This is a genomic window from Nonomuraea sp. NPDC059023, assembly GCF_042740095.1.
GTDB lineage: Bacteria > Actinomycetota > Actinomycetes > Streptosporangiales > Streptosporangiaceae > Nonomuraea.
Map to the genome: position 1 here is coordinate 72319 of NZ_JBHYIO010000030.1, position 18143 is coordinate 90461.

At 71.3% G+C, this 18143-nt stretch carries 17 protein-coding genes; 13 read left to right on the forward strand and 4 right to left on the reverse strand.

The window, feature by feature from the left end; translation table 11 throughout:
- Window positions 1-98: 98 nt before the first annotated feature.
- Both ACFWYW_RS39920 and ACFWYW_RS39925 read left to right on the forward strand, forming a co-directional pair.
- Entirely contained in the window at window positions 99-2174 is a 2076-nt protein-coding gene (locus tag ACFWYW_RS39920) for a CehA/McbA family metallohydrolase (RefSeq protein WP_379641229.1), read from the forward strand.
- Between the two features lie 6 nt (window positions 2175-2180).
- Entirely contained in the window at window positions 2181-3125 is a 945-nt protein-coding gene (locus ACFWYW_RS39925; RefSeq protein ID WP_379619802.1) for an acyltransferase domain-containing protein, read from the forward strand.
- On the opposite strand, the gene ACFWYW_RS39930 is transcribed toward ACFWYW_RS39925, so the two are convergent.
- Window positions 3122-3898, reverse strand: a complete 777-nt coding sequence (locus tag ACFWYW_RS39930; RefSeq protein WP_379619800.1) for a TetR/AcrR family transcriptional regulator — start codon at window positions 3896-3898, stop codon at window positions 3122-3124. The genes ACFWYW_RS39925 and ACFWYW_RS39930 overlap by 4 nt on opposite strands.
- 123 nt (window positions 3899-4021) lie before the next feature.
- On the opposite strand from ACFWYW_RS39930, the gene ACFWYW_RS39935 reads away from it, so the two are divergent.
- The 5 genes from ACFWYW_RS39935 to ACFWYW_RS39955 are packed head-to-tail and all read left to right on the forward strand — an operon-like array spanning window position 4022 to window position 8395.
- The gene (locus ACFWYW_RS39935; RefSeq protein WP_379619798.1) at window positions 4022-5500 is read left to right on the forward strand and encodes an MFS transporter; all 1479 of its coding nucleotides are present in this window, start codon (window positions 4022-4024) and stop codon (window positions 5498-5500) included.
- A gap of 9 nt (window positions 5501-5509) precedes the next feature.
- Window positions 5510-6121, forward strand: a complete 612-nt coding sequence (locus ACFWYW_RS39940) for a TetR/AcrR family transcriptional regulator (protein WP_379619796.1) — start codon at window positions 5510-5512, stop codon at window positions 6119-6121.
- A complete protein-coding gene (locus ACFWYW_RS39945) occupies window positions 6118-7185 on the forward strand; it encodes an acyltransferase family protein (RefSeq protein WP_379619794.1) in 1068 nt (355 codons plus the stop codon). Before ACFWYW_RS39940 ends, ACFWYW_RS39945 begins: the two co-directional genes overlap by 4 nt.
- A 40-nt stretch (window positions 7186-7225) precedes the next feature.
- Window positions 7226-7750 carry a hypothetical protein gene (locus ACFWYW_RS39950; protein ID WP_379619792.1) on the forward strand — a complete coding sequence of 175 codons (525 nt, stop codon included), beginning with the start codon at window positions 7226-7228 and terminating at the stop codon, window positions 7748-7750.
- Window positions 7751-7807: 57 nt separating this feature from the next.
- On the forward strand, window positions 7808-8395 hold the full coding sequence (locus ACFWYW_RS39955) for a phosphatase PAP2 family protein (protein ID WP_379619790.1): 588 nt from the start codon (window positions 7808-7810) through the stop codon (window positions 8393-8395).
- Here ACFWYW_RS39955 and ACFWYW_RS39960 read toward each other — a convergent pair.
- Both ACFWYW_RS39960 and ACFWYW_RS39965 read right to left on the reverse strand, forming a co-directional pair.
- Complete coding sequence (locus ACFWYW_RS39960; protein ID WP_379619788.1) at window positions 8383-10137, reverse strand: AMP-dependent synthetase/ligase; 1755 nt, start codon at window positions 10135-10137, stop codon at window positions 8383-8385. The genes ACFWYW_RS39955 and ACFWYW_RS39960 overlap by 13 nt on opposite strands.
- A 70-nt stretch (window positions 10138-10207) precedes the next feature.
- Window positions 10208-10366, reverse strand: coding sequence for a hypothetical protein (locus ACFWYW_RS39965; RefSeq protein WP_379619786.1), 159 nt, complete (start codon window positions 10364-10366; stop codon window positions 10208-10210).
- A gap of 25 nt (window positions 10367-10391) precedes the next feature.
- Here ACFWYW_RS39965 and ACFWYW_RS39970 point away from each other — a divergent pair, with 25 nt between their 5' ends.
- Window positions 10392-10913: a CGNR zinc finger domain-containing protein gene (locus ACFWYW_RS39970; RefSeq protein WP_379619784.1), complete on the forward strand. Its 522-nt coding sequence runs from the start codon at window positions 10392-10394 to the stop codon at window positions 10911-10913.
- Here the strand turns inward: ACFWYW_RS39970 and ACFWYW_RS39975 are convergent.
- Window positions 10903-12111 carry an ROK family transcriptional regulator gene (locus tag ACFWYW_RS39975; protein ID WP_379619782.1) on the reverse strand — a complete coding sequence of 403 codons (1209 nt, stop codon included), beginning with the start codon at window positions 12109-12111 and terminating at the stop codon, window positions 10903-10905. The two genes, ACFWYW_RS39970 and ACFWYW_RS39975, sit on opposite strands and share 11 nt — an antisense overlap.
- Before the next feature lie 86 nt (window positions 12112-12197).
- Here ACFWYW_RS39975 and ACFWYW_RS39980 point away from each other — a divergent pair, with 86 nt between their 5' ends.
- The 5 genes from ACFWYW_RS39980 (at window position 12198) to ACFWYW_RS40000 (ending at window position 18090) form a co-directional block, all read left to right on the forward strand.
- On the forward strand, window positions 12198-13556 hold the full coding sequence (locus ACFWYW_RS39980) for an extracellular solute-binding protein (protein ID WP_379619780.1): 1359 nt from the start codon (window positions 12198-12200) through the stop codon (window positions 13554-13556).
- Window positions 13553-14452, forward strand: a complete 900-nt coding sequence (locus ACFWYW_RS39985) for a carbohydrate ABC transporter permease (protein WP_379619779.1) — start codon at window positions 13553-13555, stop codon at window positions 14450-14452. Before ACFWYW_RS39980 ends, ACFWYW_RS39985 begins: the two co-directional genes overlap by 4 nt.
- Window positions 14453-14455: 3 nt before the next feature.
- Window positions 14456-15265 carry a carbohydrate ABC transporter permease gene (locus ACFWYW_RS39990; protein ID WP_379619778.1) on the forward strand — a complete coding sequence of 270 codons (810 nt, stop codon included), beginning with the start codon at window positions 14456-14458 and terminating at the stop codon, window positions 15263-15265.
- A 228-nt stretch (window positions 15266-15493) separates the two neighbouring features.
- Window positions 15494-17077, forward strand: a complete 1584-nt coding sequence (locus ACFWYW_RS39995; RefSeq protein WP_379619777.1) for an ABC-F family ATP-binding cassette domain-containing protein — start codon at window positions 15494-15496, stop codon at window positions 17075-17077.
- 38 nt (window positions 17078-17115) lie between these two features.
- A complete protein-coding gene (locus ACFWYW_RS40000; protein ID WP_379619775.1) occupies window positions 17116-18090 on the forward strand; it encodes a hypothetical protein in 975 nt (324 codons plus the stop codon).
- Window positions 18091-18143 lie beyond the last annotated feature (53 nt).

Consider the following 18143-nt stretch of genomic DNA (forward strand, 5'->3'; position numbering starts at 1 on the left):
CGCCGGGTGAAATATCGCTACTCGTTTCCGCACGGGCGGCTACCCAGAGGTGCGGCGTGTGCCACGATGGCGCGCAGTCGACGACGGGGAGACCGCACATGTGTGATGACCCGATGCTGCCCGAACCGGTCGCGGGGGCCCTGCGAGAGTACGGCGGGCTGCTCGGCGAGCACGGCATCACCTGGGGCGAACCGGAGATCCACTACGTCAAGCTCTTCGCCCGCCGGAGGGTGCTCCCGCCCGAGCTCCAGGACCGTTTCTGGCGGGTCGCCTTCGGCCGTCTGGCCGCCCGCCACCCCGGCGAGCCGCTGGAGGGCCTCGGCGCCCGCCTGGCCGAGCCCGACTACGACGAGATCCTGCGCGACACCCTGGACGGCGAACTCCCCGCCCACGCCGCCGCCCTCCGCCTCACCCCCGGGGGCCCGGTACTCGACGGCACCCCGCACGTGATCCTGCGCCCCGGCGACGACGCCCGCGTCCCGCTGCTGGTGGACTCGCAGCATCTCGATCAGGGCTCCGATCAGAGCCCCGATCCGACCACTGTCCGCATCGGCAGCTTATGTCGCGAAATATCGCCTCAAGGTGCTTGGCTGACCGAGATCACCCCCACCACCCAGGTCACCGTCGACGGCACCCCGGTGGACACGACACCCCTGTTCAGAGTCGCCGAGTTGGCCAGGGTGCGGCTCCGCTCGCCGTACCCCTGCCGCTGGAGTGTCACCGGCGACGGCGGCCAGGGCTGGTTCCCCACGGGCGCCCCGCACCGCCACGACTTCCACGGCCGCCCCTACTTCCACGGCGACGACCTCACCCTCGACGTCCCCGCCGAGCCCCTGACGATCACCGCCACCCGCGGCATGGAGTACGACCAGGTCCGCACGGAGCTCACCCCCCGTCCGGGCCACGACCACCAGGTACGGCTCGCGCCGCACCGCATCTACCACGCCGCCGCCCGCGGATGGTACGGCGGCGACCTGCACACCCACCTCAACTGGGCCGGTGACCTCATCGCCGCCCCCGCCGACGCCGCGGCCGCCCAGCACGGCGAGGACCTGCACGTCCTGAACCTGCTGGCGGGCAACGTCTCCGGCGCCCGCGTGTACGACCGCGAGGCCCTCGCGCACTGGATCGGCCGTGACCTGCCCTGGTCCGACGCCACGCACATCGCCAGGATGGGCGCCGAGTACCGCAACGACCTGCTCGGCCACGCCTATGCCTTCGGCCTGACCGCCGAGCCGGGCAGCCTGCACACCGGCTTCGACGGCGCGCCCGACTGGCCGCCGAACGCCGCCGCCCTGGCCGGGTTGCGGCGGCTCGGGGCGCTGCTCGGCTACAGCCACCCGTTCGGCCAGCCGGTGCGCGACGACGATCCGGCGAAGGCGTTGTTCGGGCCGGTGGCGCGTGACTGCTCGGCCAGCGCGCTCGTCGCCGACGCCGCACTCGGCCTGGTCGACAGCCTGGACGTGCTCACCCACGCCTCCATCCCGGCCACCGCGGCCGTCTACCGCCGCCTGCTGGGTGCGGGGAACCGGCTGGCCGTCACCGCCGGAACCGACACGATGATCTCCTTCACCCGTTCCGACAACCAGTCGAACCCGCCCGGCTGGGGCCGCGTCTACGCCCGCGTGGACGGGGCGCTCACCGCGGAGTCGTTCGCCGCGGCCGTGCGGGCCCGCCGTACGTTCGCCACGACCGGTCCGTGGCTGGAGCTGTCGGTGGACGGCCACGGGCCGGGCGCGACCATCGACGCGGAGCCGGGCGGGCGGCTGTCGGTCACCGCGACCGCGATCGGCCCCGAGGTGTCGGCGGTGCGCATCCGCACCGCCGACGGGGTACGCGCGGGCGCCGGACGGCTCGGCGGCGGCGACGACGCGCTGACCGTCACCGTCGAACTCGACGTCGGCGAGCCCACCTACGTGCTGGCAGAGGCCCTGTGCGAGCCGCACCCGCGCACGCTGACCGCCACCGGGTACGCCCTGACCAGCCCCGTGCACGTGGACGTCGGCGGCAGGCAGGTGGCGCGCGGCTCCGACGTGCGCTGGTGCCTGGACTGGCTGGACCTGCTGGAGGACCTGGTCAGAACCCACGCCAGGCTGGACGCGCCGGGCCAGCTGGAGGACCATCTGGAGCTGATCGAACGGGCCAGGGGAGTGTACAGAACCCGGCTAGGCTGATCGCCGATGGACATCAAGAACCTTCTGCGCGAGCACCCTGAGTGGCTCGCCCACCTCGAGTCGCTGGGCGGCTTCGAGGCCCGCCCGCCCGCGCCCGGCGACCTGCTCGGCGAGCTGATGCGGCTGACGGTCCCGCACGAGGACGTCGCCGGGGTGATGACGAGTGCGCCGGAGCCGGGCACGCCGCAGTGGTGGCTGCTCGAACGCTGCGCGCACTCCCTGGTCTCCACCATCGACGTGCTCGACGACCCGCCCTTCTTCCCCGATCTGCCCGAGCTGGGGCCGTACTTCTACGTGCACGTGTTCATGGCGGCGCTGCCGTACACGCGGGAGTTCCATCGCGCGCGCGGCATCTCCGAGGAGGTGTCGCACGAGACGCTCGCCGACATCGGCCGCAACATGGCCGTGCACCGCAAGCGGCACGGCCGGCCGGGGCTGCACGCGCCGTTCTGGTACATGGCGCACGTGCGGGGGATCCTCTACCAGCTGGGGCGGCTGCAGTTCGCCCGCGACCGGATGGGCGGCAGGACCCTGGAGGCGGTTCGCGCGGCCGGGGTGCCGGTGGGCGAGCACGGCCGGACGCTGGGGCTGCACATCCCCGACTTCTGCGGGCCGTTTCCGCCCTCGGCCTGCGCCGACTCCCTGGAGCGGGCGCGCGCCTTCTTCCCCAAGCACTTTCCCGACGAGGACTACCCGGTGGTGACCTGCAGCTCGTGGCTGCTGGACGACCAGTTCGCCCAGTACCTACCGGCGAGCTCGAACATCATGTCCTTCCAGCGCCGCTTCCGGCTGCTGCACCGCTTCGAGACCAGCGGGATGATGGACTTCGTCTTCGGCGCCGACGCCAAGGCCGACCCGCTGCCGCGGCGTACCAGCCTGGAGCGCGCGATCGCCGACCACCTCGCCGCCGGCGGCACCTGGTACGGCCGCGCCGGCTGGCTGCCCCTCTAGGCGGTCTCCACGAAGGCGGCCAGGCCGTCCAGCATGATCCTGAGGTTGACCGCGAAGATCTCCTCCAGGTCGGCCAGGACGTCCGGGCTGTCGCGCAGCGCGCTCTGGCGCGGGTAGCGGTCGGTGCCCAGCTCCTCGTAGACGGCGGGCACGGTCACCGCGCGCCACTGGCTGAGCGAGATCCCGCCCCGCCGGTCCGCGGTGACCTCGCTCACCCGTAGCAGCGCGAGCCCCTGCACGAGCCCGCTGATGCCCAGGTAGAGGCGGTGGGTGGTCACCGGGTCCAGGCCCAGGCCGTCGAAGGCGCCGAGCCCGCGCTCGAAGCGGGCCAGCAGGCTCGGGACGAGCGGCGGCCGGACGGTGGCGATCACCTCCAGCAGCCACGGGTGCGCGGCGTAGAGCTCCCACTCCCACCGGGCCGCGGCCTCCAGCTCGGCCCGCCAGCCTCCCGTGACCGGGAGCCCGGAGTCCAGGCCGTCGGCGAAGACGGCCTCGACCATGAGGTCGATCAGCTCGTCCTTGCCGGCGAAGTAGTTGTACAGCGACATCACCTTGACGCCGAGCGCGCTCGCCACGTGCCGCATGGACAGGCTCTCCAGGCCGTCGGCGCCGGCGATCCGCACGGCGGTGCGCACGATCAGCTCCCTGGACAGGCCCGCCTCGCCGCGCTGCTCCCGCACCGGCGCCACGACCACGGACCGGCGTGCCCGGTAGGCGCGGGCCTGGCAGGAGCGCGAGCAGTACAGGGGTCTGCGGCCCCGCTCGGGAAGCACGAGTTCCTTTCCGCACCGCGCGCATTTCGCCATTTCATCACACCCTTTTTCTGTGACGAAATGATATCACTTCCCAGTAAATAGCCGATAGGAAGGGAGTCACGTACATCGTAAGGAGGCACGATGAAAAAGGCGGGCCCGCGGGAATGGGCGGGGCTGGCGATCCTCATGCTGCCCGTCCTGCTCATCTCGGTCACGGTGACCGTGCTGTTCTTCGCGCTGCCGGCGCTGACCGCGGAGCTGGAGCCGAGCGGCACGCAGCAGTTGTGGATCGTGGACGTCTACGCGTTCCTGCTGGCCGGGCTGCTCATCCCGATGGGTCATCTGGGCGACAGGATCGGCCGCAGGCGGCTGCTCCTGCTGGGCGCGGTGGCCTTCGGCGTGGCCTCCGCGGCGGCGGCGTTCGCGCCCAGCGCCGACCTGCTCATCCTCGCCCGCGGCCTGCAGGGCGCCGCCGCGGCCACGCTGATGCCGCCCACGCTCGCGCTCATCCGGGTCCTGTTCGCCGACCCGCGGCAGTTGCGGATGGCGATCGCCGTCTGGGCCGCGGTCTTCACGCTCGGCAGCGTGGCCGGGCCGGTCGCCGGAGGGTGGCTGCTGGAGCACTTCTGGTGGGGATCGGTCTTCCTGATCAACGTGCCGATCATGCTCGTGCTACTGGTGCTCGGCCCGTTGCTGCCGGAGTACCGCGATCCCGCTCCCGGCCGGTTCGACCCGGCCGGCGGGGTGCTCGTCCTGCTGGCCGCGCTGCCCCTGGTGTACGCGGTGAAGAAGGCCGCCGGGCAGGACTTCTCCGCGGCCATGTGGGCCGCCGCCGCGGCCGGGCCGGTGTTCGCCGCGCTGTTCCTGCGCAGGCAGCGCGCCCAGGCGGACCCGATGCTCGATCTGACGCTCTTCCGGCGGCCCGGCTTCGGCCTGTCCCTGGCCGCCGCCACGCTCGCGGTCTTCGCGCTGGTCGGGACGTTCTACTTCCTCACCCAATACCTGATGTCAGTGCTCGGCATGCGGCCGATCGCCGCCGGGCTCATGATCGTGCCGGCCGCCGTCAGCTCGGCCGCCGGATCGGTGCTCGGGACGGGCCTCACCCGGTGGCTGCGGCCCGGCCACGTCATGGGGTCGGGGATGGTCTGCGGGGCGGCCGGGTTCCTGCTGATCGCGGGGCTGGGCACCGAGGCGGACCTGCCGCTGCTGTTCGGCGGGCAGATCCTGCTGGGCTGGGGCATCGGATCGGTCCAGGCGCTCGCCTCCGGCCTGGTCATCTCCACGGCGCCGCCGGAGAAGGCCGGATCGGCCTCCGGCCTGTTCGAGTCGGCCACGGAGTTCGGGCAGGCGCTCGGCGCGGCCGTACTCGGGAGCATCGGCATGGCCGTCTACCGCGCGGCGCTCGCCGCGTCCATGCCGCCGGAGGTGCCCGGCGGGCAGGCGGCGGTGGCCAGGGAGACGCTGGGCGGCGCCCTCGCCCTCGACGCCGGTACGGCACTCGCCGCCGCGGCCCGCGCCGCCTACGTGGACGGCATGCGTACGGCGGCGCTGGCCGGAGCCGTCGTCATGCTGACCATGGGCGTTCTCGTCCTGCGCGCACGTTCTGGCCGACTGTGCTAAATTCTGGCCATGCGGTCAGAAAATAAGCCGACTGGCCAACGATCGTTCATCGAAGAGGCCAGGCGGACGCAGATCATCGCCTCGGCCATCGAGGTCCTGGCCGAGGCGGGGTGGGCGGGCGCGTCCCTGGCGAACATCGCCAAGCACGCCGGCATCAGCAAAGGCGTCATCTCCTACCACTTCGCCGGCAAGGACGAGCTGATGGAGGAGGTCGTCGAGCAGGTCTACGCGCAGATCGCCGAGTACGTGCTGGCGAAGATGGAGGGCGAGAAGTCCGCCACCGAGCTGCTGCGCACCCACGTCCTGGCGGTCGCCGAGCACATGCGCGGCAACCGCACCCGGCTGAAGGCCATCGGCGAGATCTTCCACAACCTGCGCGGCCCGGACGGCGGAGCCCGCTACGGCCCCCAGACCAACGAGGAGATCTACCAGGCCCTGGAGCTGGTCTACAAGCTCGGCCAGGACACGGGCGAGTTCCGCGCCTTCGACCGGCGCGTCATGGCGGTCACCCACTCAGCCGCCGTCGACGCCATGTTCACCTACTGGGTGGTCATCCCCGGCCACGACCTCGACGCCCACGCGCGCGAACTGGCCGACCTCCTCGAAAGGGCCGTCAAGTGAAGACCGAGACCCGCACGAGGCTGCTGGCCGTCGACAACCTGCGCGTCGTGCTGACCGCGCTCGTCGTCGTCCACCACGTCGCCGTCACCTACGGCAACATCCCCGCCTGGTACGTCTTCGACAAGGCGCGGGACGGCACCGGCCTCGCCCTGGACGTCCTGGTCATGTTCAACCAGGCGTTCTTCATGGGGTTCTTCTTCCTCATCTCCGGCTTCTTCACCCCGCGCTCCTACGACCGCAAGGGCCCGGGACCGTTCATGCGCGACCGGCTGAAGCGGCTCGGCATCCCGCTGCTGGCCTACCTGCTGTTCCTGCGGCCCGTCGCGCTGGCCGGGGTCTACGACGGCTCCATGCCGTACTGGCACTTCTACATCGGCTCGTGGGACCCGGGACCGATGTGGTTCGTGGAGGTCCTGCTGGTCCTGACCGGCCTCTACGTGCTGTGGCGCCGCTCCGGGCGGCAGCTCGCGGACCGGCGCGGCGAGCTGACCTTCCGCGCGATCGCGCTGTTCGTGACCGGGCTGACGCTGGCCGTCTTCGCCTGGCGGTTCCTGGTGCCCGTGGGGCAGTACTGGCCGGTCGCCGGCCTGCCGACGCCCTCCTACCTGCCGCAGTACGCCTCCATGTTCGTCCTGGGCCTGATCGCCCAGCGGCGCGGCTGGTTCGAGACGCTGCCCAGGTCGGCGGCTAAGTACGGGTTCATCGCCGCCGGTATCGCCTCGGCGGTGCTGCTGCCGGCCGGGATGTGGACCACGGGCTGGGCCGCCCAGCTCGGCACGGCGGCGTGGGAGTCGGTGTTCGCGGTCTCGATGGTCATCGCGCTCAGCGTCTGGTTCCGCGAACGCTTCGACCGGCAGGGCCCGTTCGGCAGGTTCCTGGCCGACCAGGCGTTCACCGTCTACATCATCCACCCGCTCGTGCTCGTCGGCATCAGCACCCTGCTGTCCGGGCTGGCGGCGCCGGCCATCGCCAAGTTCGCGCTCGTGGCGGCCCTGGCACTGCCGATCTGCTGGGGGCTGGGCTACCTGGTGCGCTCGATCCCCGGCGCCCGGCGGATTCTCTGAGCGGCGGGAACCCCGCGCGGCCGGGCGGTGTATCCGGGACATGAGACGCACGCTCCTCGCCGCGACCGCCCTGCTGCTGAGCGGCTGCGGCGCCGCCACCGGCGGCACCATACCCTCCACCGTGCGCGAGCCTCCCGGCCAGCGCGTCTGCGCGGGCGCCAACCAGCAGGACTTCGACGCCGGCCTCGACGACCGCGTCGTCGTCTCCGGCCCGGCCGCGCTGCTCGCCTTCGGCCTGGCCCCGCCCCCGAGCACTCCGCCGTCCGGGGGCGGGCAGCCGGTGCGCGGCTTCAAGCTCGCCGTCCGCGCCGAGCCGGGCGCCGACTTCACCGTCACGACCCGCACGGCCGGCACCGCCCTGCTGTTCGACCGCGCGAAGTACCGCCGCGACAACGCCCACACCCTGTCCGACGGCACGCCCTCCTACCGCTTCACCGGCTGCGCGGACCAGCGCGCGCTGTGGGTGGGCAGCGTCCTGACGACCGGCCCGGCCAAGGTCGAGCTCTCCATCCGGTACGGCGCCGCCGACCACCCCGTCACGATCACCGCCTACGCCAGAAAGTGACGCCCGGCGCCCGCTCCCGCGCGTGACCCCGGGCGGCGATTGGGCAGTATGGGGTGTATGCGACTCCGCTCCCGCCTGCACCGCTGGGACAAACGCCTGTTCAAGGCCGTTGCCAACGCGCACCTGCCCGGCCTCGAAAGCGTCCTGCCCCCGCTGTCCAACGCGGCCAACAACGCCGTGCTGTGGGGCCTGATCTCGGGCGGGCTCGCCTTCACCGGCAGGCGCAGGCTGCGCAGGGCGGCCACCCGCGGCCTGCTGGCCATCAGCGTGGCCAGCCCGCTGGCCAACATCGCCGCCAAGCGGGCCTTCAACCGCAAGCGCCCGCTGGCCGACTTCCTGCCGCTGGCGCGGGTGCTGAGGACTCCGTCCTCGACCTCGTTCCCCTCGGGCCACTCGGCCACGGCCGCCGCCTTCGCCACCGCGGTCGCGCTGGAGGCGCCCCGCCGGATCAGCGTGCCCGTCGGCGTGGTGGCGGGGGCGGTCTGCTTCTCCCGCGTGTACACCGGCGTGCACTACCCGGGCGACGTGCTGGCCGGGGCGGCCATCGGGGTGGCCGCCGGGCTGTTCACCCGGCGGCTGTGGCCGAACGTGGGCGAGGCCGTACCCGTGCTGAGGAAGACGCGCGCGAAGCGTCAGTCGGAGTAGAAGCCGTCCAGCACCTTGCCGTGGTGCTCCTCCACGACCTTGCGCTTGATCTTGAGGCTGGGCGTCAGCTCCCCGGTCTCCACCGTGAAGTCCCCGGCCAGCACGGCGAACTTCTTCACCGTCTCGTAGCTGGCCAGGCTCGCGTTGACCTCGTCGATCGCCCTCTGGACCTCCGCGCGCATCCTCGGGTGCTCGCGCAGCGCCTCGGCGTCGGCGGGCAGGTTCTCGGCCTCGGCCCAGGGCCGCACCACGTCCATGTCGAGCGTGACCAGGGCGGTGCAGTAGTTGCGCCGGTCGCCGTGGACGAACACGTGCGACAGGTACGGGCAGGCGGCCTTGATCCGGCCCTCCAGGTAGGTGGGCGCGACGTACTTGCCGCCGGAGGTCTTGATGAGCTCCTTCTTGCGGTCGGTGATGCGCAGCCGGCCCTCGTCGTCGAGTTCGCCGATGTCGCCGGTGCGCAGCCAGCCGTCCTCCAGCGCCGCGGCGGTGTCCTCGGGCAGGCCGTGGTAGCCGCGCATGATGCCGCGCCCGCCGATGAGCACCTCGCCGTCCTCGGCGATCTTCACGGTGGTGCCGGGCAGGGGCGGGCCCACGGTGCCGAACTTGACGGTGGCGGGCCGGTTGAGGAAGCTGCCGGCCGACGACTCGGTCAGGCCGTAGCCCTCCAGGATGGTCAGGCCGGCGGCGTCGAAGAACTCGGCGATGTCCTGTGACAGCGGGGCCGCGCCGGAGATGAAGAAGCGGATGCGCCCGCCGAAGCGCTCACGCAGCTTGGCGAAGACGAGCCGGTCGGCCAGGCGGTACTCGAAGCCGGTGGTGACCGGGATGGACGCGCCGCGCTGGCGGGCCCGCACGACACGTACGCCGGTGGCCTTCGCCCAGGTGAAGATGCGCAGTTTGAGGCCGCCCTCGTTGCGCATGTTCGCGGCCACCGTGTTGTGGATCTTCTCGAAGATGCGCGGCGCGGCGGCCATGAAGGTGGGCCTGAGCACGCCCATGTTCTCGGCGATCTTGTCGAGCCGGCCGTCGAGTGCGGTGGGCACGCCGCAGTCGATCATCACGACCTCCAGCAGCTTGCCGAAGGAGTGGGACAGCGGCAGCCACAGGAAGTGCAGGTCGTCGGGGCCCAGCAGGCCGAGTTCGCGGACCGACGCGGCGGCGAACAGCCAGTTGTCGTGGGTCAGCTCCACGCCCTTGGGCCGCCCGGTGGTGCCGGAGGTGTAGATGAGCGTGGCCAGGTCGTCGGCGGAGATGGCCTCGACCATGGCGTCGTAGTCGCCCTCGCCGGCCACGTCGGCCAGGGGAACCACCCAGCCGTCGTCGGCGGCCGTGCCGTCGATGACCACGACGTGCCGGACGTCGGGCAGCTTCTCGCGCACCGAGCGCAGCTTGGCGACCTGGGCGTCGTCCTCGGCGATGACGAGCGTGCTGCCGGAGTCGGTGATCACGAACGCGGACTCGTCGGCGGTGTTGGACGGGTAGATCGTCGTGGTGGCCGCGCCGGTGGACAGCACGGCCAGGTCGGCCAGGATCCATTCCAGGCGGGTGGAGCACAGCAGAGCCACGCGCGCGCCCGGCTCCGAGCCCAGCCCGGCCAGGCCGAGCGCCAGTTCGCGCACCCGGTCGCCGGTTTCTCGCCACGACAGGGACGTCCAGCCGCTCTCGGACGGCGTGCGGTATGCCTCGGCGTCCGGGGTGGCGTTGACCCGGTCGCGCAACAAGGCGGGAATGCTGGACATGCCTGACCTCCTGAGGGGGGTGTTGGTGCCGACAATAGGACGAACACCCTCGGAGAGTCGATGGTGCCGGTCAGTCACATCCCACGCGTGTCGCGGCGATCGCGACATCCGCCCCGCCGCTCGCCCGCACCTCCCAGGCCCCGCAGTCACAGCGGAAGTACGCGACCAGGCCCTCGGACGTGCGATGGGAGGAGACGGCGGTCAGTTCGTGCAGGTGTGTGGAGCGCATGCCTCCAGCCTGATGTAATGAGCTTGTGCATTTCAACGCTTACGGAGGCAACGGGGCGGCCCTGTCCGCCGACCTGGTCAACACCGCCGACTACTCACCCGGCGCGCTGACGGCGATCCTGTCCGCGAACGCGATGCTGCGCGCCGAGCTCACCCCGGCCCAGGCGGAGGAACTGGAGCTCTGGGCGGCCCGGCTCGATCCCGTCTTCGGCGAGCGCGACCAGGAGACCCAGATCGCTCTGGTCAACGACCTGCTGAAGATGACCGCGGCGACGCCGTACGTCAGCGCGCACGACGGCAGGAAGCCGCACCTGCACTTCTTCGCCATCGACGCCGACATCACCAGCCGGGCCAAGGACACCACCGCCGGCGGGCTGGCCATGGCCATCTCCTTCTCCGACGGCCGCCGCCTGGGCCGCTGCGACCGCGAGGGCTGCCCGACCGTCTACGTCGACACCTCGCGCAACGGCCGCCGCCGCTTCTGCTCGCTGGCCTGCGCCAACCGGGTCAACGTGGCCAACCACCGGGCCCGCCGGGTCACTCCCTGACCAGGCGGTCCAGCCGAGGCGCGTAGGTGACGTGGAAGACCAGCGACGCCGCGCCGATCGCCGCCGCGTCCGCGGCGATGGGGGAGACCTCCACGCGTACGGCCTGCAGCCCGCGGGCCAGCACCCGGGTGGAGACCGCCCGCCCGATCACGTCCCGGTAGAGCCCGCCCAGCTCCCGCACCGCCGGCCCGCCCAGCACGAGCAGGTCCACGTCGAGCATGTTGACGACCGAGACGGCGGCGTCGGCCAGCCGGTCGGCCGCCTCGGCGGCCACCGACAGCGCGAGCGGGTCCCCGGCCGCCGCGGCGGCGCACACGGCCGCGTGGCTGAGCCGCCCGCGCGTCAGCACCGACTCGGCGCCCAGCGCCAGGCGTTCCCTGGCCGTGGCCACCATCGCGCTCGGGCAGCACAGCGCCTCCACGCAGCCGCGGTTGCCGCAGTAGCACTCGGGCCCGTCCGGCATCACGGTGACGTGGCCGAACTCGGCGGCGTTGAGGGTGCGGCCCCGGTAGACCTGCCCGTCCAGGAACAGCCCGCCGCCGATGCCGGTGCCCAGGTACAGGTAGGCGAAGCTGGGCACGGCGCGGGCCAGGCCCGCCCAGCGCTCGCCGATCGCCGCCGCCGTGGCGTCGTTGTCGACGGTGACGGGGTAGCCGACGTGGCGTTCCAGCAGGCTCCTGATCGGGACCCCGTCCCAGCCGGGCAGGCGCGGCGGGGTGACGATGACGCCGTCGGGGTCGAGCGGGCCGGGGGAGGCCAGGCCCACTCCGAGCACCTTGTGATCCGGTACGCCGGCCTCCTTCAGCAGGCGGCGGGCGGTACGGGCCAGCGTCCTGACCACCGGCTCCGGCCCGGCCCCGCGTACCGGGCGGTGGAGCTTGACCAGCGGGCGGCCGGCCAGGTCGGCGAGCACGTAGGAGACCTCGCCGGGGTCGAAGTGGATGCCGACCGCGTACCCGGCGGCCGGGTCGACGCGCAGGATCGTGCGGGGCTTGCCGCCGGCGCCGGGCGCCGAGCCGTCCTCGACGACCAGCCCGTCCTCCAGGAGTTTGCGGACGATGACGGAGACGGTCTGCGGCGTCAGCCCGGTGATGCCGGCGATCTGGACCCGGCTGATGCCGTCGGAGGCCTGGACGGCCTCCAGCACGACCGCCCGGTTGTAGGTGCCGACCTTGGGCAGGTTGGTGCCCATCTGCATGAGGTCAATCTCACACGAAGGCGTTGACTCTGTAAATCAATTTGATTTACGTTGCCGGTTAACCGGCGACATAGGGGAGTCCCCCGATGAAACGTGTCCTGATCGCCTCAATCCTCGTCATCGGCGTGGCGGCCTGCGGCTCCGGAACGAAGGAGCCCGCCGCCGGCGGCGCCAAAGAGCTCGAAGTCCTCTACAAGGTCGAAACCACCTGGCCGTACCTGGAGAAGATGCTCCAGAACGCCAAGAAGCAGTACGAGGCCACGCACAAGGGCGTGACGATCAAGCTGACCCCGGTGCAGGGCAACAACGAGGCCTACTACACCAAGCTCGCGCTGCTCAACCGCTCCGCCGACTCCGCGCCCGACCTCTACTACCACGACACCTTCCAGGTCAACGCCGACGTCGCCGCGGGCAAGCTGGCCCCGCTCGACGAGTACCTCGGCTCCTGGCCCGACTGGGGCACGCAGTTCCCCGACTCGGTCAAGCAGGCGGCCAAGGGCGGCGACGGCAAGATCTACGGGGTCCCGATCAGCACCGACACCCGCGGGCTCTGGTACCACAAGGACGTGCTGGCCAAGGCCGGCATCGCCGTACCGTGGGAGCCCAAGACGTGGGCGGACGTGCTCACCGCGGCCCGCGCGATCAAGCAGAAGGCCCCCGGCGCCATCCCCTTCAGCATGTACTCCACCAAGATCCACGGTGAGGCCGCCACCATGCAGGGCTTCGAGATGCTCCTGTACGGCACGCCCGCCGGCACCCTCTACGACCAGACCCAGAAGAAGTGGATGGCCGCCGGCAAGGGCTTCACCGACTCCCTGGCCTTCATCAACACGATCTACCGCGAGAACCTCGGCCCCAAGCTGTCCGACGCCCACAACGCCAAGCTGAACGACAAGCACACGCTGGAGTGGTTCCCGCAGGGCAAGCTCGGCATCCTGCTCGACGGCGCCTGGACCCCCTCGGCCTGGAAGCCGACCGGCACCAAGCCGTGGCCGGAGTGGACACAGAAGATGGGCTGGACGCGGATGCCGACCCAGAACGGCCAGGCGCCCGGCGCGGTGAGCATGTCGGGCGGCTGGGTGATGGCGATGAGCTCCTACACCCCGCACAAGAAGGAGGCCTTCGACTTCATCACCACCGCCACCAACAAGGAGAACTCGATGCTCTACTCGGTCGGGACCGGCGACCTGGCCACGCGCAAGGACGTCGCCGCCGACCCCGCCTACAGCGCCGACAACCCGTCGGTGAAGTTCTTCACCGACCTGGCGGAGGTCACCCACTACCGCCCGGCCTTCGAGGAGTACCCGAAGGTCTCGGCCGAGGTGCAGGAGGCCATGGAGGCGGTCACCACCGGCGCGCGCGGCCCGGAGGAGGCGGCCAAGGCCTACTCCGACACCCTGCCCGGTGTCGTGGGCGGCCCTGACAAGGTCGTCGCGGGCGGATGACGGCCACCGCCCTTTCCCGGCCGGTGGCGCGGGGCCCGTCGGGCAGGCGGCGCGCCCTGCGCCGGCTGGCGCCGCTCGGGCCCGCGGTGGTCCTGCTGGTGCTCTTCCTGGCCGGCCCGATCCTGTGGAGCCTGTACGTCGCGTTCACCAACGAGACCCTGTCGGGCACGAACTCGGTCAGCCCGAGCTTCGTCGGCCCGGCCAACTTCGTGCGCATGTTCGGCGACGCCGACTTCGTCAACTCCTTCACGCTCACCTTCGCCTTCGTGCTCGGCTCCGCCGTCATCGGGCAGAACACGCTCGGCCTGATGATCGCGCTGCTGCAGCGCGGGCGCTCGCGGGCCACGCGCAGCGTCGTCAACGGCGTGGTGATCGCGGCGTGGGTCATGCCCGAGGTCGTCGCGGCGCTGTGCTGGTTCTCCTTCCTGGCCGAGGACGGCACGCTCAACACGCTGACCGGCATCGGCCAGGAATGGCTCTACACCGCGCCGATGGTCGCGGTGATCCTGGCCAACGTCTGGCGGGGGACCGCGTTCTCGATGCTGGTGTACTCGGCCGCGCTGTCGGAGGTGCCCGCCGAACTGGTCGAGGCGGCGGCCGTCGACGGCGCGGGCACCTGGCAGCGGCTGTGGCACATCACGCTGCCGCTGATCCGGCGCTCGATCATGGCCAACCTCATGCTGATCACCCTGCAGACGCTGGCCAGCTTCGGGCTGATCTACACCCTCACCGGCGGCGGACCGGGCAACGCCAGCCAGACCACGCCGCTCTACATGTACGACAAGGCCCTGCGCTACGGCGAGATCGCCTACGGCTCGGCCATGGCGCTGGTGATGCTGGTGATCGGGGCGCTGTTCTCGCTGGTGTACCTGCGGCTGATCAAGGTGGAGGACTGAGGGATGGGCCGACTCGCCGCCCGGATCGCGCTGCTGGTGGTGGCCGTGTCGTTCGCGGCGCCGTTCCTGTGGGTGGTCATCGCCTCCGTCCAGCCGGGCGCGGGCCTGTCGGCCCAGCCCACGGGGGAGTTCTCGCTCGGCAACTTCCAGGCGGTGCTCACCTGGGAGACCACGATCCTGCCGGTGATCAACTCCATCGTGATCTCGGCGGGGACCGCGCTGATCACCGTGCTGGTGGCGGCGCTGGCCGCCTACCCGCTCTCGCGCTACGAACTGCGCTACAAGCGCTCGTTCATGCTGACGTTGCTGTTCACGACCGGGCTGCCGCTGACGGCGATCATCGTGCCGGTCTACTCGATGTTCTACCGCTTCAACCTCTACGGGTCGGTGCCGGCGATGGTGCTGTTCCTGGCGGCCAGCGCGCTGCCGTTCGCGATCTGGCTGATGAAGAACTTCATGGACGGCGTACCGGTCGGCCTGGAGGAGGCGGCCTGGGTGGACGGGGCCGGCTGGGTGCAGTCGCTGGTGCGCGTGGTCGGCCCGCTGATGGCGCCGGGCATCGCCGTGGTCGGCATCTTCGTCTTCGTCGGCCAGTGGGGCAACTTCTTCGCCCCCTTCGTGCTGCTGGACGAGCCGGAGGAGGCGCCGGCGGCGGTCACCATCTACACCTTCTTCTCCCAGTACGGCCAGGTGGCCTACGGCGAGCTGGCGGCGTTCTCGATCATCTACACGGCCCCGGCGGTCGTGCTCTACGTGGCGGTCAACAAGTATCTGGCCGGCACCTTCAACCTCGGCGGCGCGGTCAAGGGCTGAAATGGAGCTTGCGGCGAAATCTTGGGTCACCTACACTTTTCCACGTCTTATCGCCGAGCCCAGGGGGCAGCTGACGTGAGGGTTTGAGGTCGCGGGCACCGCGCCGTTCCGCCCTGTCGTGGGCACGCGCGCAACCTGGACCTCTGGCGTTCCGCCACCTCACATGGGCGTTTCGCGGTGTTTCCCGCCAAGTCACGAATGGTTGATCTTTGTGATGGGAGCCACCTCATGTCTTTTTCCGTGGTCATCGACCGCGTCTCCTACGGCTGGGCCGACGGAACGCTGGTGCTCGACCGGCTCGAAACCGCCTTCCCCGCGGGGCGTACCGGGCTGATCGGCGCCAACGGGTCGGGCAAGTCCACGCTGCTCAAGATCCTGGCCGGGGAGCTTCAGCCCACCGGCGGCAGCGTGAGCCTGGCCGGCCGGGTCGGCTACCTCGCGCAGAACCTCACCCTGCGCCGGGAGTCCACCGTCGCCGGCCTGCTCGGCGTCGCCGGGATCCGGGCGGCGCTGCACGCCATCGAGTCCGGCGACGTCGCCGTCGCGCACTTCGAGACCGTCGGCGACGACTGGGACGTCGAGGAACGGGCCCGCGCCGAACTCGACCGGCTCGGCCTGGACCACGTCGGCCTCGACCGGACCGTCGGCACGCTGTCCGGCGGCGAGGTCGTCATGGTCGGGCTGGCCGCGCAGTTCCTCAAGAACCCCGAGGTGCTGCTGCTCGACGAGCCCACCAACAACCTCGACCTCCAGGCGCGCGAACGGCTCTACGCCGCCGTCGCCTCCTGGCCGGGAGTGCTGGTGATGGTCAGCCACGATCGCGCCCTGCTGGCGCTCGCCGACCAGATCGCCGAGCTCCGCGAGGGCCGGGTCCGCGTCTTCGGCGGCAACCTGGACGACTACGAGCGCATGCTCGCGGCCGAGCAGGAGAGCGCCGAGCGGACCGTACGCACCGCCGAGGCCGACGTGCGCAGGCAGAAGCGCGATCTCGCCGAGGCGCACATGAAGCTCGACCGCCGGGTCCGCTACGGCAACAAGATGAGCGCCCAGAAACGGGAGCCGAAGATCATCATGAACGCCCGCAAGCGGGAGGCCCAGGTCTCCGCCGGCAAGCACCGGATCATGCACACCGAGAAACTGGAGGGAGCCCTCGACCGGCTGACCGAGGCCGAGCAGGCCGTCCGCGAGGACCGCGAGATCCGCATCTCGCTGCCCGAGACCGCCGTGCCCTCCGGGCGGGTGGTCCTGGACCTGCCGCTGGAGCACGCCGGGCGGCGGGACGGCGGGGCCGTACTGGAGAAGCTGCTGGTGCAGGGGCCCGAGCGGATCGCGCTGACCGGCGCCAACGGCTCGGGCAAGACCACGCTGCTGCGGCGGATCGCCGGGCAGGGCGCCCTGGTGCCCTCCCGGTACCTGCCGCAGCGCCTCGACCTGCTGGACGAGGGCAGGAGCGTGCTCGACAACGTGCGCCTCCTGGCCCCGGACGCCGGGGTCACCGAGGTGCGCTCGCGGCTGGCCAGGTTCCTGTTCCGGGGCGAGCGGGTGCACCAGCCGGTGTCCACGCTGTCGGGTGGCGAGCGCTTCCGCGCGACGCTGGCGGCGCTGCTGTCGGCCGACCCGGCGCCGCAACTGCTCCTGCTGGACGAGCCCACCAACAACCTCGACCTGGCCAGCGTGCGGCAGCTCACCCAGGCGCTGTCGGCCTACCGGGGCGCGCTGATCGTGGCCAGCCACGACCTGCCGTTCCTGCGGGAGCTGGGCATCACCCGCTGGCTGCGCCAGGACAGGGAGCATGGCCTGTCGGAATCGTGAATTGACGCAAGGGGATCAACCGGGCAATAGTGTGGCAGGTGGCTGTCCCCCGGTTGATGACCTGCGTGCTCGCCCTCGCGACCCTTACCGCCTGTACCTCAGGTGTCAGCGGACCTACCGGTGGTGAGCCCGTCGCCAGGGGCGTGGCCGGCGGCCCCGGCACCGCCAAGCCCAGCACCGGCACGGGAACCACCGCACCGCCCGCCACGGCGCTCACCCCGGAGAGCTACAAGAGCGAGCTGTCGGGCCGCAAGCAGGCCATGACCGACGCGATCGACTCCATGATGGGCGCGCGCACGGTCAAGACCCTGAACACGCGGGTGGAACGTGCCGAGGAGGCACTGCGCGGCGCCGCCGACGAGCTGTCGGCGGTGACGCCCCCGCAGGAGGTCAAGGCCCAGCACGACGCCTATGTCGGCAGCCTGCGCGAGTTCGCCGCCCAGCTCGGCTCGACCCTCGGCAAGGTCGGCAGCCGTGACGTGTGCACCCCGGGCGGCGTGCTCACCGATCTCAGCGCCGCGCTCAAGCAGCTCGACGAGACCGGCGCCGCGCTGCAGGCGGCCGGCGACTACCCGGCCGACGTCATCCAGGTCAAGGCCGCGGCCAAGCAGAGCCGGCGGCTGAGCACCGGCAAGTTCATCAAACGCGAGAACCTCAACGGCCGCAGCTCGCTGCAGATCGACAACGGCTCCACCCGCGACGCCGTCGTGACCGTGATGCGCGGCGGCACCAAGGCCTTCAGCATCTACGTCCGCAAGAAGGGCAAGTACAAGGTACGCGGCGTCCGCGACGGCAACTACAAGATCTACTTCACCCACGGCGTCGACTGGGACGGCAAGAACAGGGCCTTCACCCGTGACTGCAGCTTCGAGCGCTTCCAGAAGTCGGTGAAGTTCAAGACCACCTACACCGCCTCGCAGATCCTCTGGCACGACTGGAGGATCACCCTGCACGCGGTCTCCGGCGGCAACGCGCCGACCGACCCGGTGGACCCGGAGAGCTTCCCCAAGTAGGCCGAAGGGCCGCGCGGACGCCCGCGCGGCCCTCTCACGTCACGTCAGGACGA